The organism is Pseudomonas sp. Z4-20 (genome assembly GCF_051131955.1).
GTDB lineage: Bacteria > Pseudomonadota > Gammaproteobacteria > Pseudomonadales > Pseudomonadaceae > Aquipseudomonas > Aquipseudomonas marvdashtae.
In genome coordinates this window covers 525977-545749 of record NZ_CP071641.1, presented here as the reverse complement: position 1 = coordinate 545749, position 19773 = coordinate 525977, and the positions used below count along the sequence as shown (strand labels likewise).

The window sequence follows — 19773 nt, the reverse complement described above, 5'->3', positions numbered from 1 at the left end:
CTTAGGGCACTGTTGGATGAATATGTTTCAGGGTCTGCGTAGATCCTTGAGCAAGCGTGCACAAAAAAGCCGCAGCTCCCGAAAGAGCAGCGGCTTCTGAAATTCGCGTAGGCGTTAGTAACCCAGCGCGAAATCCTCTTCCTTCATGTCCATCAGGTTATTGGCGCCTGACAGCATGGTCGCAACGTGGGTGCGGGTACGCGGCAGGATGCGCTGGAAGTAGAAGCGCGCGGTCTGCAGCTTGGCGGTATAGAAGGCTTCTTCAGTGGTGCCGGCTGCGAGTTTCTCCGCCGCCAGGCGCGCCATGTCGGCCCAGAAATAGGCCAGGCAGGCGTAACCGGAATACATTAAGTAGTCCACCGAGGCAGCACCGACTTCTTCGCGATCCTTCATGGCGGCCATACCGACTTTCATGGTCAGCTCGGCCCATTCCTTGTTCAAGGCAGCCAACGGCTCGACGAATTCCTTGACGGCTTCGTTGCCTTCGTTGCCCTGGCAGAACTTGTGGACGATCTTGGTGAAGCCCTTGAGTGCTTCGCCTTGGGTCATCAATACTTTACGGCCCAGCAGGTCGAGGGCCTGGATGCCGGTGGTGCCTTCGTACAGCATCGAGATACGGCTGTCGCGCACGTTCTGCTCCATGCCCCACTCGGCGATAAAGCCGTGGCCGCCATAAATTTGCACGCCGTGGTTGGCCGCTTCGAAGCCGACTTCAGTCATGAACGCCTTGGCGATCGGCGTCATGAACGCCAGCAGCGCATCGGCCTTCTTCTTCTCTTCTTCATCCACGCCGTATTTGACGATGTCCACCTGCTTGGCGGTGAAGTACACCATCGCCCGGTTACCTTCAGCGAAGGCCTTCATGGTCAGCAGCATGCGACGCACGTCAGGGTGCACGATGATCGGGTCCGCAGCCTTGTCCGGCGCTTTCGGGCCAGTCAGGGAGCGCATTTGCAGGCGGTCACGAGCGTATTTCAGGCCGCCCTGGAAGCCGATCTCGGCGTGGGCCAGGCCTTGCAGTGCGGTGCCCAGGCGTGCAGTGTTCATGAAGGTGAACATGCAGTTCAGGCCTTTGTTCGCCGGGCCGATCAGGTAACCGGTGGCCGCGTCGAAGTTCATCACGCAAGTGGCGTTGCCGTGGATGCCCATCTTGTGTTCCAGCGAGCCGCAGCTCACGGCGTTGCGCTGACCGATGGAACCGTCGGCGTTCGGCAGGAATTTGGGAACGATGAACAGCGAAATCCCCTTGGTGCCAGCCGGAGCATCCGGCAGGCGTGCGAGAACGATATGGACAATGTTGTCGGCCATGTCGTGTTCACCGGCCGAGATAAAGATCTTGGTGCCGCTGACTTTGTAGGAACCGTCGGCCTGAGGCTCGGCCTTGGTGCGCAACATGCCCAGGTCGGTGCCGCAGTGGGGTTCGGTCAGGCACATGGTGCCGGTCCATTCGCCGGACACCAGCTTGGTCAGGTAAGCCTCTTGCTGCTCAGGCGTACCGTGCTCGGAAATCGTGTTCATCGCGCCATGGGACAGGCCCGGGTACATGCCCCACGACCAGTTGGCTTCGCCGACCATTTCGCTGACCGCCAAGCCCAGGGATTCCGGCAGGCCTTGGCCGCCATGTTCGACGTCGTGGGCCAGGCTTGGCCAGCCGCCTTCGACGAACTGCTTGTAGGCTTCCTTGAAACCGGTCGGGGTTTTCACGCCGGACTCGCTCCAGGTGCAACCTTCGAGGTCACCCACGCGGTTCAGCGGAGCCAGCACCTGCTCACAAAACTTGGCGCCTTCTTCGAGAATGGCGTCAACCATGTCCGGAGTTGCGTCCTGGCAAGCCGGAAGGCTCTGATAATGCGCTTCGTAGCCGAGCAGTTCGTCACGAACGAAGCGAATATCACGCAAGGGGGCCTTGTAGTCAGGCATAGCAATAAACCTCTGCTGATGTAACCGGGGATGAGCGACCGCGTGGATTTGTTGTAGCGGTCAAACAGTTGTTTGAAACATACGTTTACGCCCAAAGCTTGTCAAGCGTCGATCTTTTGCCGTTCGTCATCGTCTCGCCGCAACGGCAGGCGACAGAATCCGTCGCCAGGAAGCAGGCCCGGAACACGCAGGGGAAAGATTAGTTGAGGAAGAGGGGGTTACAGACGAAAACGCCGCGAATAATCGCGGCGCTTTGGCAAAGCAGGAAGAACGGATCAGGCGAATGTATCAATCAACGTTCCGAGCATTTCGTCGGAAGCCTTCGCAACGTTCACACCCAATTGCACTTGGAACTTGCCCTGGGCCAGATCGACCATGTTGCTGGCCAGATCCGATTGCTGGCTGCGATCCACCGAACGTAGGCGATCCACCTGAAGCTCGGACGATTGACTGGTGACCGAGCGTTCAATCGTATTGTTGGCAATCTGGCCAGACGCCAGATCGACGCGGTTCTGTCCTGTCTGAATCGTGCTCAGACCGGCATAGAACGCGGTGTTTCCTGAGATTTCCATGGCAGGACTCGTCTTTTTGAAGGGTCGACATCGGCATTGAATCAGATGCACCGGCAAAAGGCCCGACAAAAACACTAATGGCACTGTGCCTCGTCATAGGCAAAACCTTGGCGCGGTGTCAGTCCAGCAGATCCAGTTGCAGGTGTGCGGCCACCGCTTCGGCCGTCACGCTTTGAATTCGCGCCACCCGGCCCAGGCACGGCGCCGGAAGTCGCTCGGCCAGGGTCGCCAGGTTCTCTTCCAGGCGCGAGGTGGCCGGATCGATGATATTGGCCACCCAACCAGCCAGCTGCAGGCCGTCACGGGCGATCGCCTCGGCGGTCAACAACGCGTGGCTGATGCAACCCAGCCGCACGCCCACCACCAGAATGACCGGCAGGCCCAGCGCTATGGCCAGGTCGGAAAGATTGTCCTGACCAGACAGCGGCACACGCCAACCGCCCGCGCCTTCGATCAAGGTGAAATCGGCGTCCAGCGCCAGCACCTCGCGCATCGGGCCGAGCAGCGACTGCACCGTCAACGCCACGCCCGCTTCACGGGCGGCCAGGTGCGGCGCGATCGCTGGCTCCAGTGCCACCGGATTGACTTGTGCATAAGTCAGCGGCACCGAGCACTCGGCCAGCAACGCCAACGCGTCGGCGTTGCGCAGGCCCTTGGGCGTTACTTCGCAGCCAGAGGCCACGGGTTTGCCCGCGGCCGTGCTCATGCCGGCCTGCCGGGCAGCGTGCAGCAGGCCCGCCGCAACGGTGGTCTTGCCGACGTCGGTGTCGGTGCCGGTGATGAAATAAGCCTGGCTCATAGCGGTTTCTCCAGAACTGCGTAGACCACTTGGTACGTCGCCGGCAAACCCTGGGCCTGACGGAACTGTTCATAGGCTTCAATGAGCGCCAGGATCCTCGCCCTGCCCGTCAGCCCACCGGGGCGGCCAGGGTTCAGATTATGCGCACCCAAAGCTTTCAACTCGTGGGTCAGGCCGCGCACGTCCGGGTAATGCAATACATGAGGCTGATTTTCAAGACTGACGACCTTCAGTCCGCTGGCCGCGCACAGCTGCTGATAAGTCTCGAATGGACGGAAACGGTTGACGTGCACCAGGCCATCCACCTGCCGCCAGCTGTCGCGCAGCTCGTACAGTGTGCCGACACACAGACTTGTGAAAGCGAACATTCCGCCCGGTTTCAGGACGCGATGGGCCTCGCTCAACACCGAGGCGAAATCGGCGCACCATTGCACCGCAAGGCTGGAGAAAACCAGCTCGCAGCTCGCCGATTGCAAAGGCAAGCGCTCAGCGTCGCCGGCGATGAAATGCGCCGCACCGCCTTGGGGGCGAGCATGGTTGAGCATGCCCTCGGCGATATCCAGCGCCAAGCCGGTCGCCACGCCGAAGCGCGCGCCCAGCGCCCGGGTGAAATAACCCGTGCCGCACCCCAGATCCATCCAGCGCCCCGGTTTGAATGACGACGGCAAACACCCGAGTAATTGCCAGCCCACATCACGCTGCAATTGCGCGACGCTGTCATAGCTGGCCGCCGCTCGGGAAAACGAGGCCGCCACCTGACGTTTATCCGGTAAGGCACCGGGGAGTTTCACAGCAGCCAAATCAGTCATCACCGAACTCATGCAAAAAAGCCTGGATCGCCCCCGCCACGCCGTGGGGATCATCCAGAAGGAATCCGTGACCGGCCTGTTCAATCAGACCGATTTCGACATCCGGCAGTAACGCCAGCAAATCACCGGCCGCTTCGGCCGGCACCAAGGCGTCGAGCCCGGCAAACAGATGCAATTGCGGGCCGCGAAAGCCCTGCAACGCAACGCGGGTGTCGAGTTGCGCCAGCAGTTCGAGCCCGGCCATCAAGCCATCGGGCGACGTGGTCGGTGCACCGGCGAGCAACAACCGCGACAACCCACGCGGGTCGCTGCACCCTTGGGCACACAGCAAGCTGAAGCGCTTGAGCGTCTGGCGCGGGTCGGCGGCACATCCGGCAAGAAATCCATCGAAGGTCTCGCCGGCCATCGCGCTCGGCCATTGTTCGTGGGCCACGAAAGAAGCATTGCTCGCCAGGGTCAACAGGCCGCAGCAGCGCTCGCCCCGGCGCGCCGCCAGTTCCGATGCCAACATACCGCCCAGGGACCAGCCGCCCAGCCAGGCATCCTGGGGCAAGGTGGCATCCAGCTCATCGAGCCATTCATCGAGGTCGCTCGATGCCAGTGCAGGCAAGGGCTCGATTTCCACCTGCAAGTGCTCGTCGAGCCCTCGTAGCGCCGCCGCAAGAGGTTCGAGCGGCGAAATGCCCAGCCCCCAGCCAGGCAACAAAATCAGTCGATCACGCATCACTTGGCTCCGGTCCCAGCCGGGCAACACACTCGGCCAGTGCCTCTAACAATAGTTGCACCTGGGCTTCGCTGTGGGCAGCGGTCAGGGTTACCCGTAAACGGGCGCTGCCGGCCGGCACGGTCGGTGGGCGGATCGCCGTGACCATCAGCCCACGCTCTCGCAGCATTTTCGACAAGCGCATAGCCCGCCCCGCATCACCGATCAGAATGGGCTGGATCGGCGTGAAGCTGTCCATCAATTGCAGGCCGATCTGCTCGGCACCCAGGCGGAACTGGCGGATCAGCACTTGCAAGTGCTCGCGCCGCCAACGTTCGCTGCGCAGCAATTCAAGACTCTTGAGGGTGGCGCAGGCCAATGCCGGCGGCTGGCTGGTGGTGTAGATATAAGGCCGTGCGAACTGGATCAGGCTTTCGATCAGTTCCTCGCTACCGGCTACAAAGGCACCAGCGGTGCCGAACGCCTTGCCCAGCGTGCCGACCAGCACCGGCACGTCGTCCTGGCTCAAGCCGAAATGTTCGACGACACCGCCGCCGGTGGCGCCTAGCGTGCCGAAACCGTGCGCATCATCGACCATCAGCCACGCCCCTTTGGCCCTGGCTTCGCGGGCCAGGGCCGGCAGATCGGCGATGTCGCCGTCCATGCTGAACACGCCATCGGTAACTACCAGCGTATTGCCGACGGCCTTTTCCAGACGGTTAGCCAGGCTTTGGGCATCGTTGTGCAGATAACGGTTGAAACGGGCTCCGGACAACAGCCCGGCGTCAAGCAACGAAGCGTGGTTAAGACGATCTTCCAGCACCGTATCGCCCTGCCCGACCAATGCGGTCACGGCGCCAAGATTGGCCATGTATCCGGTGGTGAACAACAGCGCCCTCGGCCGCCCGGTCAAGTCGGCCAGGGCCTCCTCCAAAGCGTGATGCGGTCCGCTGTGGCCAACCACCAGGTGCGAGGCGCCACCGCCCACGCCCCAACGAGACGCCCCGGCGCGCCAGGCTTCGATGACCTGGGGGTGATTGGCCAGGCCGAGGTAATCGTTATTGCAGAACGCCAGCAACGATTGGCCGTCCACCACCACTTCCGGCCCCTGGGGACTTTCGAGCAGCGGGCGCTGGCGATAAAGATTTTCGGCACGACGGGCAGCCAGGCGTGCGGCGAGATCGAAGGGCATGCAGGCCTCGGGTGAACCGTTATTCAAAGGCTGGAAAGATCCCAATGGGAGCGGCTTGCTCCCACTGGGTTATGCATCCACTCAAACCGCTGCGTTGTAGAACTGCTCGCTGCTCTTCTGCTCCACCAGCGCCTGCTCGATAGCGGCCTGGTGCACTTCGTCGGCGTGTTCTTCGCGGGCTTCGGGCTGGATGCCCAGGCGCGCGAACAACTGCATGTCCTTGTCCGCCTGCGGATTGGCGGTGGTCAGCAACTTGTCACCGTAGAAAATCGAGTTGGCGCCAGCAAAAAACGCCAGTGCCTGCATCTGCTCGTTCATCGCTTCACGACCAGCGGACAGCCGTACATGGGACTGGGGCATCAGGATCCGCGCTACGGCGAGCATGCGGATGAAATCGAACGGATCGATGTCTTCGGCGTTCTCAAGCGGCGTGCCGGCGACTTTCACCAGCATGTTGATCGGCACCGACTCCGGATGCTCCGGCAGGTTCGCCAACTGGATCAACAGATTGGCGCGGTCATCCAGAGACTCGCCCATGCCCAGGATCCCGCCGGAGCAGATCTTCATCCCCGAGTCACGCACGTAGGCCAGGGTCTGCAGACGCTCGCTGTAGGTGCGGGTGGTGATGATGCTGCTGTAGAACTCAGGCGAGGTGTCGAGGTTGTGGTTGTAGTAATCCAGGCCGGCCTGGGCCAGCGCTTCGGTCTGCTCCTGGTCGAGGCGACCAAGGGTCATGCAGGTTTCCAGGCCCATGGCTTTCACGCCTTTGACCATCTCCAATACGTAAGGCATGTCCTTGGCGGAGGGGTGCTTCCAAGCGGCGCCCATGCAGAACCGGGTCGAACCGATGGCCTTGGCGCGCGCGGCCTCCTCGAGGACCTTCTGCACCTCCAGCAGCTTCTCTTTTTCCAGCCCGGTGTTGTAGTGGCCGGACTGCGGACAATATTTGCAATCTTCCGGGCAAGCACCCGTCTTGATCGACAGCAGCGTGGAAACCTGGACGCGGTTGGCGTCGAAGTGCGCGCGGTGCACGGTCTGCGCCTGGAATAGCAGGTCATTGAACGGCTGGACGAAGAGTGCTTTGACTTCGGCCAAAGACCAGTCATGACGCAGGTTGGCAGTGGTGCTGGCGCTCATGGGCATTTCCTTGATTATGCTTGGCTGGCACCTGGGGCATGGAATACCCACAGGCGCGACACGGATGTTCGGCATATTTAAGGAAGAGTCATGCACTGTCAACCACGAGCCAAAGGACCGGTTTACATCTGGTTAAAAAACAAACAATCCTGCCTGCTGTGTGGCGAGAGCACCGATACGCCACAGCCGATCTGCACCCCTTGCGAAAGCGAGCTGCCCTGGCTCGGCGGCCAATGCAGCGTATGTGCCCTTGCGCTGCCCACGACCGGGCTGCGTTGCGCACAATGCGCCACACGCGCCCCTGCCTACGAGCGCGTCCTGGCGCCGTGGGCCTACGATTTTCCGGTGGACAGCCTGATCACCCGCTTCAAGCATCAGGCGAAGTGGCCGCTGGGCCGGTTGCTCGGCGAATTGCTCACGCAATCACTGCAGCACCATTTCGACGAAGGGCTGGAGCGTCCCGATGCGCTGGTGCCGGTGCCGCTGGCAACCCGACGTTTGCGCCAGCGGGGTTTCAATCAGGCGACGCTGTTGGCCCGTTGGCTCAGCGGGCCGCTGCAGATCCCTTGCGAAGAGAACCTGCTGCTGCGCGTTCAGGACACGCCCGCGCAACAAGCCCTGGACGCCCGGGCCAGGCGTCGGAATCTGCGCCAGGCCTTCGCGTTGATGCCCGACGCGTTATTCAAGAATCGGCACCTGGCGCTGGTGGACGATGTACTCACCACTGGCGCCACGGCTGAGACATTGGCGCGCCTGCTGCTCGATGCCGGTGCCGCACGGGTCGATGTCTACTGCCTGGCGCGAACACCGAAACCCGGCGACCCGGCTTGACGCGCGGCGGCCGAGGAGCCAACGTCGGCACATCGCCCCCTGCGCACAGTTTCCGTCATGTCATTGCCCACGCTTCTGACCCAGCACATCGCCCGCCGGCCACAACGCATCGCCCTGTTGCAGCACATTGCCGAACAGGGCTCGATCACCCGGGCCGCGAAAAGCGCCGGGCTGAGCTACAAGGCAGCATGGGATGCGATCGATGAGCTGAACAACCTTGCGGATCAGCTGTTGGTCGAACGCAGCGTCGGTGGCAAGGGCGGCGGCGGCGCGAAATTGTCCGAAGAGGGCCGGCGCGTGCTGCGCCTTTACCAGCGCCTGCAAGCGTTGCAGGCGCAACTGCTGGAAGCCAGCGAAGACGCGGGCGACCTGGGTCTGCTCAGCCGTCTGATGTTGCGCACCAGCGCCCGCAACCAACTGCACGGCAAAGTCGTACGCATCGAGGCCCACGGGCACAACGACCGGATACGCCTGGAACTGGCGCGAGGGTTGCTCATCGAAGCGCAGATCACCCGTGACAGTACGCTGCGCCTGGAGTTGGAGATCGGCGCCGAAGTGGTTGCATTGATCAAGGCCGGCTGGCTGGAGCTTTATCCCGCCGATCAGCCAGGCCATCCGCAGATCAACAGTTTGCCAGGCGTAATCGAGCACATCGCCGCCGCCGAAGACGGCCCCAGCGAAGTGCGCATTGGCTTGCCCAACGGACAGACGCTATGCGCCCTGGCCGCCCCGCTCCAGTTAAGCGAGCGAAACCTGGCCGCCGGCTCCCCGGTTCAGGTGCGGTTTTCGCCGTCAAACGTGCTGCTTGGCACACCGCTTTAGTGCCCTGAAACAAAAGCTTCATGTGCCCGCTTTAAGGTGACTGCCAAAACCAGCAGGGAGCCTCCCGATGAGCCTATTAGAAGAAAACCAATCCACCGACCTGGAAAAAATCGTCGGCATGAGCCGTCGTCGCTTCATCGGCGCCGGCGCCCTGTGCGGCGCGGCGATGTTCCTGGGCGGCAACCTGCTGAGTCGCAGCGTCATGGCCGCCGCCGTGAGCGAAGGCAACAAAAGCATGCTGGGCTTCGACAGCATCGCTGCCGCAACCACCGACACCATCACACTGCCGTCAGGCTACAAGGCTTCGGTGCTGATCAGCTGGGGCCAGCCGCTGCAAAAAAATGCGCCGGCATTCGACCCAAGCGGCAACGGCACCGCCCGCGCCCAGGAAATGCAATTTGGCGACAACAACGACGGCATGAGCCTCTTTCCATTTCCCGGCGACAACAACCGGGCGCTGATGGCAATCAACAACGAATACACCAACTACCGCTACCTTTTCCCCCACGGCGGCCAGCCGCAGTCGAGCGAAGAAGTCCACAAGGCCCAGGCCAGCGAAGGCGTGTCGGTGATCGAGATCCAGCGTCGTCGAGGCCAGTGGCAGTTCGTCCAGGACTCACGCTACAACCGCAGGATCCACGGCAACACGCCGATTCGCCTGGGCGGCCCGGCAGCCGGCCACGACCTGCTGAAAACGAGCGCCGACAAGAGCGGCAAGAACGCGCTGGGGACTTTCCAGAACTGCGCCAACGGCATGACGCCATGGGGCACTTACCTGACCTGTGAAGAAAACTTCACCGACTGCTTCGGTAGCAGCGACGCCGACCTGAAATTCGACGACGCGCAAAAACGCTATGGCGCCACCCTCACCAGTCGCGAAATCAACTGGCACCTGCATGACCCGCGTTTTGACCTGGCGAAGAACCCCAACGAACTCAATCGCCACGGCTGGGTGGTGGAAATCGACCCGTTCGATCCAAAGTCCACCCCGGTGAAACGCACCGCCCTGGGCCGCTTCAAGCACGAAAACGCTGCCCTGGCGCAGACTCACGACGGTCGCGCCGTGGTGTACATGGGCGATGACGAGCGTGGTGAATTCATCTACAAATTCATCAGCCGCCAGCGCATCGACCACGGCAACGCCAAGGCCAACCGCGACCTGTTGGACCACGGCACCTTGTACGTGGCGCGCTTCGATGCCGGCGACGGCAATCCGGACCATCCGAAAGGCAAGGGCCAGTGGATCGAATTGACCCACGGCAAGAATGGCCTCGACGCCGGCAAAGGTTTCCCCGATCAGGCGCACGTGCTGATCCATGCGCGCTTGGCCGCCAGTGCCGTCGGCGCGACTCGCATGGACCGTCCGGAGTGGATCGTGGTCAGCCCGAAAGACGGCCAGGTCTATTGCACCCTGACCAACAACGCCAAGCGCGGCGAAGACGGCCAACCGGTGGATGGGCCGAACCCTCGGGCCAAGAACGTCTACGGACAGATCCTGCGCTGGCGCACCGAGCGCGACGATCATGCGTCCAACTCTTTTGACTGGGATCTGTTCGTGGTCGCCGGCAACCCGACGGTACACGCCGGCACGCCAAAAGCCGGCTCGTCCAACGTCAACGCCCAGAACATGTTCAACAGCCCCGACGGCCTGGGCTTCGACAAGGCCGGACGGCTTTGGATCCAGACTGACGGCGATTCCAGCAACGCTGGGGACTTCGCTGGCATGGGCAACAACCAGATGCTCTGCGCTGACCCGGACAGCGGCGAAATCCGCCGCTTCATGGTCGGCCCCGTGGGTTGCGAAGTGACCGGCATCAGCTTCGCGCCGGACTACAAGACGATGTTCGTCGGGATCCAGCACCCTGGCGAAAACGGTGGTTCGACATTCCCCGAGCACTTGCCTAATGGCAAGCCGCGGTCTTCGGTAATGATCATTACCCGGGAAGATGGCGGAGTCATCGGCGCCTGACACTTCGCGGCGAGGGAGCTCGCTCCCTCGCTGCGAAGAGCGATTTAACGCCCACCGATCAATCGGGACTGCTTTACGCTAAGATGCTGGGTCGGACGCGGCAGCCCTGCCGCTGCGCAGGAGTCAGCATGTCCCATCCGTTTGAAACCCTCACGCCCGACCTCGTCCTCGATGCCGTCGAGAGCATTGGCTTCCTCAGCGACGCCCGCGTGTTGGCCCTCAATAGCTACGAAAACCGCGTGTATCAGGTCGGCATCGAAGACGCCGAGCCACTGATCGCCAAGTTCTATCGCCCGCAGCGCTGGACCAACGAAGCGATCCTGGAAGAACACCGGTTCACTTTCGAGCTGGCCGACTGCGAAGTGCCGGTGGTGGCGCCGCTGATCCACAACGGCGAAAGCCTGCACGAACACGCCGGGTTTCGTTTCACCCTGTTTCCCCGTCGCGGCGGCCGTGCGCCGGAGCCGGGCAACCTTGACCAGCTCTATCGCCTGGGCCAGTTGCTCGGCCGTCTGCATGCGATCGGGGCGACTCGTCCGTTCGAGCATCGAGAAGCCCTGGGCGTGAAAAACTTCGGTCATGACTCATTGGCGACTGTGCTGCAAAGCGGTTTCGTCCCCCGCAGCCTGCTGCCGGCCTACGAGTCAGTGGCCAGGGATCTGCTCAAGCGTGTCGAAGATGTCTACGCCGCTACGCCCCACCAGAACATCCGCATGCACGGCGACTGCCACCCGGGCAACATGATGTGTCGCGACGAGGTGTTCCACATCGTCGACCTGGACGACTGCCGCATGGGCCCGGCGGTACAGGACCTGTGGATGATGCTCGCCGGGGACCGTCAGGAGTGCCTGGGGCAGCTGTCGGAACTGATGGACGGCTACCGGGAGTTCCACGACTTCGACCCTCGCGAACTGGCCCTGATCGAACCCCTGCGCGCCCTGCGCCTGATGCACTACAGCGCCTGGCTGGCGCGCCGCTGGGACGACCCGGCGTTTCCCCGCAGCTTCCCTTGGTTCGGCAGCGAGCGTTATTGGGGCGATCAGGTGCTGGCCTTGCGCGAACAACTGGCGGCACTCAACGAAGAGCCGCTGAAGTTGTTCTGACGTCCATCGCTCGAAAAGGCCAGCAGCGTTATCAGATAAATCTCCTTACAATCATGCTTTTGTTAGCTGCCTAAGCAAGGACTCTGCATGCAAGCCGCCAACCCACGTCGCGGGTATATCCTGGGCCTGAGCGCCTACATTATCTGGGGCCTGTTCCCGATTTACTTCAAAGCCATCGCTAACGTGCCCTCGGTGGAAATCATCATCCATCGAGTGCTCTGGTCCGCCCTGTTCGGCGCGGTCTTGTTGATGGTCTGGAAACACCCGGGCTGGTGGCGTGAATTGCGCGACAATCCGCGTCGCCTGGCGATCCTTGCCCTGAGTGGCACGCTGATTGCCGCCAACTGGCTGACCTATGTCTGGGCGGTGAACAACGGGCGGATGCTCGAAGCCAGCCTGGGCTATTACATCAACCCGCTGGTCAACGTGCTGCTGGGCATGCTGATCCTCGGCGAGCGCTTGCGGCGCATGCAATGGGTGGCGGTCGGGTTGGCAGCGCTCGGCGTAGCACAGCAGGTCTGGCAGGTGGGCAGCCTGCCGTGGGTGTCGCTGATGCTGGCGTTGACCTTTGGCTTCTACGGGTTGATCCGCAAGCAGGCGCCGGTGAAGGCATTGCCTGGGCTGGTGGTGGAAACCTGGATGCTCGTACCGATTGCTGTCGCCTGGCTGTTGCTCAATCCAGCAGCCACCAGCGCCCAAGCGGTGTTCTGGACGACTTCCGAAGCCTGGTGGCTGGTGGCGGCCGGCCCGGTGACGCTCGTACCGTTGGTGTGCTTCAACGCAGCGGCACGACACTTGCCCTACACCACGCTGGGCTTCTTGCAGTACATCGCGCCGACGCTAGTGCTGCTGCTCGCGGTGCTGTTTTTCGATGAACATTTGTCCTCCAGCACCCTGGTCGCGTTCCTGTTCATCTGGGCCGGCCTGGCGGTGTACAGCGTGGACGCAGTGATGAGTATGCGCCGGCGCAACTGATCATAAATTGCACAAATGTCTACAGGCCACGTCTGGCGTGGCCTGCGTTTATCTTTCCCAAGGTTATCCACAACGTGATCCCCGCCGTTTGTGCACAAGCCCTTGAAAATTGGCGATTTTTTGACCATTACCCGCTAAGGCCCGGCGGGCCTGGGCTGGCGGCGGGTCTCTACAGGTTATCCACAGGCAGGCGCAACGTTTCCTTGGATAACCAGCATCAGCTTTCGTCGCTCAGTTTCAGTTCGACCATCAGCTCATCGGCCAGCGTTTCCAAGCGTTCCTGCAACATATCCAGCGACAAGGTCAAAGGCACGCCAAGAATCGCCTCGGCATGAAACAGCAATTCGCTGCTCATCGGTGCGGGTCGAACATGGGTCACCAGTCGCTCGACGTTCACGCCCTGCTCGCTCAGAAGGCGAGTGATGTCGCGCACGATGCCGGGACGATCGTTGCCCACCAGCTCCATGGCGATGGGTTTCCAGGTACAGGACTCTTCTATTGGATTTTCCGCGATCAGCACCCGAATGCCGCGGGCCGATAGTCCGTGCAAGGCTTCGATCAGTGCTTCATGAGACTCGGCCGGAGCGCTGAGGCGCAGGATCCCGGCGAACTGCCCGGCCAAGTGCGACATGCGGCTTTCCAGCCAGTTACCGCCGTGCTCGGCAATGCACTCAGCGATACGCTCGACCTGCCCCGGCTTGTCCGGTGCAAAAACAGTGATGACAAGGTGGTCCATGGCACAGCCTCTGTGGGGTGGATGACACAGTATAGGCAGCGCTGCGGATTAGGCCGGCAGGGCCTTCTCAGCAGATAATGTGTACAGTTCGAAAGATTTATCTGGAACAATCTGACTGTTTTTTGAGAACATCCGGTGCCGCGCCGTGACTGTACTGCTTTAATCGGTCGCGGGACGACGCACTTAGTCTGATTTTCACAACCGCAATTGATCATGTAGTATTCCTCAGCGCGCACTACATAACCGCGATACACCGGTTGTACCAATGTCTGCTTAAGGCCAGTCGCATCCCTGAAAAGCCCCGTCAGCAAGGCTTGAACACCCAGCCGCCAGCGATGGCATGTACTGGTTCCGGGGTTTGTGGTTTAAATGTCCCGAGGCTTCATTATCAAAATCGAAGAGCTGAAAAGCGAAATAGCTGAGCAGAGTGAGGCAAGCAATGACTGAACACGTTCAAGTCGGTGGCCTGCAGGTCGCCAAAGTCCTGTTCGACTTCGTGAATAACGAAGCCATTCCCGGAACCGGCCTCACCGCCGACGCGTTCTGGGCCGGCGCCGACAAGGTCATTCATGACCTGGCTCCGACGAACAAAGCCCTACTCGCCAAACGCGACGATTTCCAGGCACAGATCGATGCCTGGCACCAGGCTCGTGCCGACCAGGCCCATGACGCCGTGGCTTACAAAGCGTTCCTGCAAGACATTGGTTACCTGCTGCCAGAAGCCGCGGATTTCCAGGCCACGACGCAAAACGTCGACGATGAAATCGCGCGCATGGCCGGTCCGCAACTGGTCGTGCCGGTGATGAATGCCCGCTTCGCCCTCAACGCCTCGAACGCCCGCTGGGGTTCGTTGTATGACGCGCTGTATGGCACCGACGCCATCAGCGAAGCCGACGGCGCGGAAAAAGGCAAAGGCTACAACAAGGTGCGCGGCGACAAAGTCATCGCCTTCGCCCGCGCCTTCCTCGACGAAGCCGCGCCGCTGGCGGCCGGCTCCCATGTCGATTCCACCGCGTACAAGATCGTCGACGGCAAACTGGTGATCACCCTCAAGGGCGGCAGCAACAGCGGCCTGCACGATGACGCCCAACTGATCGGTTTCCAAGGCGAGACTTCGGCCCCCACCGCAGTTTTGCTGAAGCATAACGGCCTGCACTTCGAAATCCAGATCGATGCCAGCACCCCAGTCGGCCAAACCGACGCCGCCGGCGTGAAGGACATCCTGATGGAGGCCGCGCTGACCACCATCATGGACTGTGAAGACTCGGTCGCCGCCGTCGACGCAGATGACAAGGTAGTGATCTACCGTAACTGGCTCGGCCTGATGAAGGGCGACCTGTCGGAAGAAGTCGCCAAGGGCGGCCAGACGTTTACCCGGACCATGAACCCCGACCGCGTCTACACCGCCGTCGACGGCTCAGGCGTGACCCTGCACGGCCGTTCGCTGCTGTTCGTGCGTAACGTCGGCCACCTGATGACCATCGACGCGATCCTGGACAGGGACGGCAACGAGGTGCCGGAAGGTATCCTCGACGGCCTGGTGACCAGTCTTGCAGCGATCCACAGCCTCAACGGCAACACCTCGCGCCGCAACAGCCGCACCGGTTCGGTGTACATCGTCAAGCCGAAGATGCACGGGCCGGAAGAAGCGGCGTTCACCAACGAATTGTTCGGTCGCGTCGAAGACGTGCTGAACCTGCCGCGCAATACCCTGAAAGTCGGGATCATGGACGAGGAGCGCCGTACCACGGTCAACCTCAAGGCCTGCATCAAGGCGGCGAGCGAGCGCGTGGTGTTCATCAACACCGGCTTCCTCGACCGCACCGGCGATGAAATCCACACCTCCATGGAAGCCGGCCCGATGGTGCGCAAGGCTGACATGAAAGCCGAGAAGTGGATCGGCGCCTATGAAAACTGGAACGTCGATATCGGCTTGAGCACCGGCCTGCAAGGTCGCGCACAAATCGGCAAGGGCATGTGGGCGATGCCGGACCTGATGGCAGCGATGCTCGAACAGAAAATCGCTCATCCGCTGGCTGGCGCCAACACCGCGTGGGTTCCCTCACCGACCGCCGCCGCCCTGCACGCGCTGCACTACCACAAGGTCGACGTGTTCGCCCGCCAGGCCGAACTGGCCAAGCGCACCCGCGCTTCGGTGGACGACATCCTGGCCATCCCGCTGGCGGTCAACCCGAGCTGGACGCCGGAGCAGATCAAGCACGAACTGGACAACAACGCCCAGGGCATCCTCGGCTACGTGGTGCGCTGGATCGACCAGGGCGTCGGCTGCTCCAAGGTGCCGGACATCAACGACATCGGCCTGATGGAAGACCGTGCGACGCTGCGTATCTCCAGCCAGCACATCGCCAACTGGCTGCGCCATGACATCGTCACGCAAGACCAGGTGATGGAAAGTCTCAAGCGCATGGCACCAGTGGTCGACCGCCAGAACGCCAGCGACCCGCTGTACCGGCCGCTGGCGCCGGACTTCGACAGCAACATCGCCTTCCAGGCGGCGGTTGAACTGGTGGTCGAAGGCACGAAGCAGCCTAACGGCTACACCGAGCCGGTGCTTCACCGTCGCCGTCGCGAGTTCAAGGCAGCCAATGGGCTGTGATTGAGCGGTAGACGCGGCACAAGAAAAAGCCCTGATCTCTCGATCAGGGCTTTTTCTTCTGCAATACATGACCGCCTTTGTGGCGAGGGAGCTTGCTCCCGCTCGGTTGCGCAGCGACCGCAATCCACGTCAAGAATATTCCGAACTCTGAAAAAAGGGTCTGCTTCGCAGCCCAGCGGGAGCAAGCTCCCTCGCCACAGAAGCACTTCGGCACCATTGAAGAGGATGGGTTAGAGATCCATCCCCAACTCATGCTTGACCAACCCCAGCAGCTTGTCGGTATCGATCGGCTTGAGCAGAAAGTCCACCACGCTCAAGTGCATGGCTTCGATGGCGTCCTTCACGTCTGCATCGCCTGACACGATGATGATCGGCAGCGCTGCCCGTTCGGACTCGCGCACCAGGCGCACCAGCTCCAGACCATCGACATTGCCCATGCGCAGGTCGGTGATCAGCAGGCCGATCGACGGCTTGGTTTCCAGCATCTTGAGCGCCGTTTCGCCACTGGCGGCGGTCATGCAGTGAATCCCGTCCAATGCCAGGATCTCCGACAGCAACTCGCGGGCGTCCTTGTCATCGTCGACGATCAAGACTCGCTGCGGCGGCAGGTCGGGTTCCAGCATGACGGCACTCAGCGCCTCGCGCTCGGCGTCACTCAAAATATCGTGGTCGGACATGATGCTCTCTACGTTTTTGAATCGATCCCCTGGCACAGTGGTCAGACATCGTTCTGCGGCGCTTCAATGTGCACTTCGTCGGATTTTTTTCCAAGAGCATTCCAGGAAGAATTTTCCGAGGCCGGGCGTAGGATTTTTCCGTAGTTTCGGCCCCGTTGCGGCGACCTAGACTTACGTCCAATGGGCAACCGCACGCTCAGGGGCCGACCATGGGGCACAGATCCGACCACAATAATTCGAAAAAGCTGCGTAATCGTTATGAAAAAAGCGGACGCCTTCATCCAGGCAGGGAAAACCGCGGTGTTGCAAAACATCCAGGGGACGCTGCAGTTTCTTCAGCGCTTCCCACCGTTCAACCAAATGGAAAACGCCCACCTGGCCTATCTGGTGGAGCAATGCCTGCTGCGTTTCTATGCGCCGGGCGAAACCATCATCAAGCCGGCCGACGGTCCGGTGGAACACTTCTATATCGTCAAGCAAGGTCGGGTGGTGGGCGAGCGCCCGCACACGGCCAAGGGCGGCACCGAGACGACCTTTGAAATCACCACCGGCGAATGCTTCCCCCTCGCCGCGCTGCTGGGTGAGCGAGCCACCCGCACCGAGCACCGGGCGGGCGAGGATACCTTCTGCCTGCAACTGAACAAATTGGCCTTCATCAAGCTGTTCGCCTTGTCCGCCCCGTTTCGCGACTTCGCCCTGCGCGGCGTCAGCAGCTTGCTCGACCTGGTCAACCAACAAGTACAGCAAAAATCCGCGCAGACCCTGGGTACGCAATATTCGCTCAATACCCGCCTGGGCGAACTGGCGATGCGTCATCCGGTCAGTTGCAGTCCCGAAACGCCGCTGCGCGAAGCCGTCAAGCTGATGCACGATCAGCAGGTCGGCAGCATCGTGGTGGTGAACGAGCAGAAAGCGCCTGTGGGTATTTTTACCTTGCGCGACCTGCGGCAGGTCGTGGCCGATGGTATCGGGGATTTTTCCGAGTCGATTGGAATGCGCATGACCCAGGCGCCGTTTTTCCTGTCACCGGACCACAGTGCCTTCGACGCGGCCATCGCCATGACCGAGCGCCATATTGCGCACGTCTGCCTGGTCAAGGACCAGCGCTTGTGCGGCGTGGTGTCGGAGCGCGACCTGTTTTCCCTGCAGCGGGTCGACCTGGTGCATCTGGCCCGGACGATTCGCAACGCCCCGAGGGTGGAAAACCTGGTGACCCTGCGCGGCGAGATCGGTCAACTGGTGGAACGCATGTTGGCCCATGGCGCGTCGTCGACCCAGATCACCCACATCATCACCCTGCTCAACGACCACACCGTCTGCCGCGTCATCGAGCTGACCCTGGCCGAAAAGGGCGACCCGGGCGTGCCGTTCAGTTGGCTGTGTTTCGGCAGCGAAGGCCGGCGCGAGCAGACCCTGCACACCGACCAGGACAACGGCATCCTCTTTGAAGCCCAGGACGCGGCCCATGCGGCGCAGATCCGCGGCCTGCTGTTGCCCATCGCCCAGCAGATCAACCAGAGCCTGGCGCTGTGCGGCTTCACGTTGTGCAAAGGCAACATCATGGCCGGCAACCCCGAGCTGTGCTTGTCCCGCGCCGAATGGGCGCGACGCTTCGCAGCATTTATCCGTGAAGCGACCCCGGAGAACCTGCTGGGCTCAAGTATTTATTTCGACTTGCGAGTGGTCTGGGGAGACGAGCAAGGCTGCGAGCAGTTGCGCCAGCAGATCCTGGGTCAGGTGGCTGACAACCGTTTGTTCCAGCGCATGATGGCTGAAAACGCCCTGCGCCATCGCCCGCCCGTTGGGCGTTTCAGGGACTTTGTGCTCAGCCGCAAGAACGGCGAAAAAGCCACCCTCGACTTGAAGGTGCAAGGCCTGACACCCTTTGTCGACGGTGCAAGGTTGCTGGCGCTGGCCAACGGTATCGAGGCCAACAACACCTTGGAGCGCTTGCGGCAACTGGTCGTCAAGGAAGTGATCGAGCCGCTCGACGGCGCTGCCTATGAAGAGGCTTATCACTTCATCCAACAGACGCGCATGCAACAGCACCAGTTGCAAACCCGGGAAAACCAGCCCTACTCCAACCGGGTCGATCCCGACAGCCTCAATCACCTGGACCGGCGCATCCTGCGCGAATCCCTGCGCCAGGCTCAACGCCTGCAAAGCAGCCTGACGCTGAGGTATCAGTTGTGAGCCTGTTTTCCTGGTTGCGTCCGGTCCAACCGACGTTGTCGGAGGCCTTGCAACAGCGCCTCAGGGACCTACCCACGCCCACTCAACTGACTGAACGCAGCCTGCGTGAACAGCGTTGGGTGGTGGTCGATCTGGAAACCACCGGCCTTAACCTGAACAAGGACCATGTACTGTCCATCGGCGCCGTGGTCATAGAAGACGGCGCCATCGATTTCAGCCAGCAATTCGAGCGGACCTTGCAATGCAACAAGCAGAAGCTCGGGCCAAGCGTACTGATCCATGGCCTGGCGCCGAGTGCCATCGCCGCCGGCAGCGATCCGGCCGAAGCCCTGCTGGCTTTCATGGAGTTCGTTGGCGACAGTCCGCTGCTGGCGTTCCACGCGCCTTTTGATTGCCACATGCTCGGGCGCGCGCTGAAAGACTACCTGGGCTATCGCTTGCAGCACCGCTTTGTCGATGTAGCCGACATGGCGCCGATGCTTTGCCCTCAGGCGAATATCCGCCAAGGGGGACTGGACGAGTGGATCGACTGGTTCAAACTGCAAATCTTTGACCGTCACAACGCCAGCGCCGACGCCTTGGCCACTGCGGAACTGGCCCTGATCCTGTTCAGTCGCGCCCGCCAACAAGCGATCCACAGCCCACTCGATCTGCAACAACGCCTCGGACAATGGAAACGGCGGCAGCAGGCGCCCTCGCTTTAATCCGCAGCCCTGAA

At 61.6% G+C, this 19773-nt stretch carries 17 protein-coding genes; 8 read left to right on the top strand and 9 right to left on the bottom strand.

Features of this window, described 5'->3' with window-relative positions; translation table 11 throughout:
- Nucleotides 1-114: 114 nt before the first annotated feature.
- The 7 genes from J3P82_RS02615 to bioB form a co-directional block, all read right to left on the bottom strand.
- Nucleotides 115-1920 (bottom strand): phenylacyl-CoA dehydrogenase, encoded by a 1806-nt coding sequence (locus J3P82_RS02615; RefSeq protein WP_434560526.1) that lies wholly within the window; start codon nucleotides 1918-1920, stop codon nucleotides 115-117.
- A gap of 275 nt (nucleotides 1921-2195) precedes the next feature.
- A complete protein-coding gene (locus tag J3P82_RS02610) occupies nucleotides 2196-2492 on the bottom strand; it encodes a pyrroloquinoline quinone biosynthesis protein PqqE (RefSeq protein WP_434560524.1) in 297 nt (98 codons plus the stop codon).
- A 118-nt stretch (nucleotides 2493-2610) separates the two neighbouring features.
- Nucleotides 2611-3291, bottom strand: a complete 681-nt coding sequence (gene bioD, locus J3P82_RS02605) for a dethiobiotin synthase (protein ID WP_434560522.1) — start codon at nucleotides 3289-3291, stop codon at nucleotides 2611-2613.
- Entirely contained in the window at nucleotides 3288-4100 is an 813-nt protein-coding gene (gene bioC / locus J3P82_RS02600) for a malonyl-ACP O-methyltransferase BioC (protein WP_434560520.1), read from the bottom strand. Before bioC ends, bioD begins: the two co-directional genes overlap by 4 nt.
- On the bottom strand, nucleotides 4093-4824 hold the full coding sequence (locus tag J3P82_RS02595) for an alpha/beta fold hydrolase (protein WP_434560518.1): 732 nt from the start codon (nucleotides 4822-4824) through the stop codon (nucleotides 4093-4095). The genes bioC and J3P82_RS02595 overlap by 8 nt, the downstream gene beginning before the upstream one ends.
- Nucleotides 4817-5995, bottom strand: a complete 1179-nt coding sequence (gene bioF, locus J3P82_RS02590; protein ID WP_434560516.1) for an 8-amino-7-oxononanoate synthase — start codon at nucleotides 5993-5995, stop codon at nucleotides 4817-4819. Before bioF ends, J3P82_RS02595 begins: the two co-directional genes overlap by 8 nt.
- 81 nt (nucleotides 5996-6076) lie before the next feature.
- On the bottom strand, nucleotides 6077-7132 hold the full coding sequence (gene bioB / locus J3P82_RS02585; RefSeq protein WP_434560514.1) for a biotin synthase BioB: 1056 nt from the start codon (nucleotides 7130-7132) through the stop codon (nucleotides 6077-6079).
- Between the two features lie 90 nt (nucleotides 7133-7222).
- On the opposite strand from bioB, the gene J3P82_RS02580 reads away from it, so the two are divergent.
- The 5 genes from J3P82_RS02580 to rarD all read left to right on the top strand — a co-directional run bounded on the left by J3P82_RS02580 (nucleotide 7223) and on the right by rarD (nucleotide 12832).
- The gene (locus J3P82_RS02580) at nucleotides 7223-7963 is read left to right on the top strand and encodes a ComF family protein (RefSeq protein ID WP_434560512.1); all 741 of its coding nucleotides are present in this window, start codon (nucleotides 7223-7225) and stop codon (nucleotides 7961-7963) included.
- Nucleotides 7964-8020: 57 nt separating this feature from the next.
- Nucleotides 8021-8785, top strand: a complete 765-nt coding sequence (locus J3P82_RS02575) for a TOBE domain-containing protein (RefSeq protein ID WP_434560510.1) — start codon at nucleotides 8021-8023, stop codon at nucleotides 8783-8785.
- A 67-nt stretch (nucleotides 8786-8852) separates the two neighbouring features.
- Nucleotides 8853-10754 carry a PhoX family protein gene (locus J3P82_RS02570; protein ID WP_434560508.1) on the top strand — a complete coding sequence of 634 codons (1902 nt, stop codon included), beginning with the start codon at nucleotides 8853-8855 and terminating at the stop codon, nucleotides 10752-10754.
- A 128-nt stretch (nucleotides 10755-10882) separates the two neighbouring features.
- Nucleotides 10883-11857 (top strand): serine/threonine protein kinase, encoded by a 975-nt coding sequence (locus J3P82_RS02565; RefSeq protein ID WP_186612855.1) that lies wholly within the window; start codon nucleotides 10883-10885, stop codon nucleotides 11855-11857.
- 87 nt (nucleotides 11858-11944) lie between these two features.
- Entirely contained in the window at nucleotides 11945-12832 is an 888-nt protein-coding gene (rarD, locus tag J3P82_RS02560; protein ID WP_434560506.1) for an EamA family transporter RarD, read from the top strand.
- Nucleotides 12833-13049: 217 nt separating this feature from the next.
- Here rarD and J3P82_RS02555 read toward each other — a convergent pair whose 3' ends face one another.
- The gene (locus J3P82_RS02555; RefSeq protein ID WP_434560504.1) at nucleotides 13050-13568 is read right to left on the bottom strand and encodes a glycine cleavage system protein R; all 519 of its coding nucleotides are present in this window, start codon (nucleotides 13566-13568) and stop codon (nucleotides 13050-13052) included.
- A gap of 439 nt (nucleotides 13569-14007) precedes the next feature.
- Between J3P82_RS02555 and J3P82_RS02550 the strand changes: the two genes are divergently transcribed.
- Nucleotides 14008-16185 (top strand): malate synthase G, encoded by a 2178-nt coding sequence (locus J3P82_RS02550; RefSeq protein WP_434560502.1) that lies wholly within the window; start codon nucleotides 14008-14010, stop codon nucleotides 16183-16185.
- Nucleotides 16186-16415: 230 nt separating this feature from the next.
- Here J3P82_RS02550 and J3P82_RS02545 read toward each other — a convergent pair whose 3' ends face one another.
- On the bottom strand, nucleotides 16416-16862 hold the full coding sequence (locus tag J3P82_RS02545) for a response regulator (protein ID WP_060740319.1): 447 nt from the start codon (nucleotides 16860-16862) through the stop codon (nucleotides 16416-16418).
- 258 nt (nucleotides 16863-17120) lie between these two features.
- Here J3P82_RS02545 and J3P82_RS02540 point away from each other — a divergent pair, with 258 nt between their 5' ends.
- Both J3P82_RS02540 and J3P82_RS02535 read left to right on the top strand, forming a co-directional pair.
- A complete protein-coding gene (locus J3P82_RS02540; protein ID WP_434560500.1) occupies nucleotides 17121-19055 on the top strand; it encodes a putative nucleotidyltransferase substrate binding domain-containing protein in 1935 nt (644 codons plus the stop codon).
- On the top strand, nucleotides 19052-19759 hold the full coding sequence (locus J3P82_RS02535) for a 3'-5' exonuclease (RefSeq protein ID WP_434560498.1): 708 nt from the start codon (nucleotides 19052-19054) through the stop codon (nucleotides 19757-19759). The genes J3P82_RS02540 and J3P82_RS02535 overlap by 4 nt, the downstream gene beginning before the upstream one ends.
- Nucleotides 19760-19773: the final 14 nt, after the last annotated feature.

Excerpts from the sequence above, each read along its gene's own strand:
- bioB (WP_434560514.1), bottom strand. The coding sequence starts at position 7,132 with ATGAGCGCCAGCACCACTGCCAACCTGCGTCATGACTGGTCTTTGGCC.
- J3P82_RS02540 (WP_434560500.1), top strand. The coding sequence starts at position 17,121 with ATGAAAAAAGCGGACGCCTTCATCCAGGCAGGGAAAACCGCGGTGTTG.
- J3P82_RS02615 (WP_434560526.1), bottom strand. The coding sequence starts at position 1,920 with ATGCCTGACTACAAGGCCCCCTTGCGTGATATTCGCTTCGTTCGTGAC.
- J3P82_RS02570 (WP_434560508.1), top strand. The coding sequence starts at position 8,853 with ATGAGCCTATTAGAAGAAAACCAATCCACCGACCTGGAAAAAATCGTC.
- bioF (WP_434560516.1), bottom strand. The coding sequence starts at position 5,995 with ATGCCCTTCGATCTCGCCGCACGCCTGGCTGCCCGTCGTGCCGAAAAT.
- rarD (WP_434560506.1), top strand. The coding sequence starts at position 11,945 with ATGCAAGCCGCCAACCCACGTCGCGGGTATATCCTGGGCCTGAGCGCC.
- J3P82_RS02545 (WP_060740319.1), bottom strand. The coding sequence starts at position 16,862 with ATGTCCGACCACGATATTTTGAGTGACGCCGAGCGCGAGGCGCTGAGT.
- bioC (WP_434560520.1), bottom strand. The coding sequence starts at position 4,100 with ATGACTGATTTGGCTGCTGTGAAACTCCCCGGTGCCTTACCGGATAAA.
- J3P82_RS02555 (WP_434560504.1), bottom strand. The coding sequence starts at position 13,568 with ATGGACCACCTTGTCATCACTGTTTTTGCACCGGACAAGCCGGGGCAG.
- J3P82_RS02580 (WP_434560512.1), top strand. The coding sequence starts at position 7,223 with ATGCACTGTCAACCACGAGCCAAAGGACCGGTTTACATCTGGTTAAAA.
- J3P82_RS02575 (WP_434560510.1), top strand. The coding sequence starts at position 8,021 with ATGTCATTGCCCACGCTTCTGACCCAGCACATCGCCCGCCGGCCACAA.
- J3P82_RS02550 (WP_434560502.1), top strand. The coding sequence starts at position 14,008 with ATGACTGAACACGTTCAAGTCGGTGGCCTGCAGGTCGCCAAAGTCCTG.
- J3P82_RS02610 (WP_434560524.1), bottom strand. The coding sequence starts at position 2,492 with ATGGAAATCTCAGGAAACACCGCGTTCTATGCCGGTCTGAGCACGATT.
- J3P82_RS02565 (WP_186612855.1), top strand. The coding sequence starts at position 10,883 with ATGTCCCATCCGTTTGAAACCCTCACGCCCGACCTCGTCCTCGATGCC.
- bioD (WP_434560522.1), bottom strand. The coding sequence starts at position 3,291 with ATGAGCCAGGCTTATTTCATCACCGGCACCGACACCGACGTCGGCAAG.
- J3P82_RS02595 (WP_434560518.1), bottom strand. The coding sequence starts at position 4,824 with ATGCGTGATCGACTGATTTTGTTGCCTGGCTGGGGGCTGGGCATTTCG.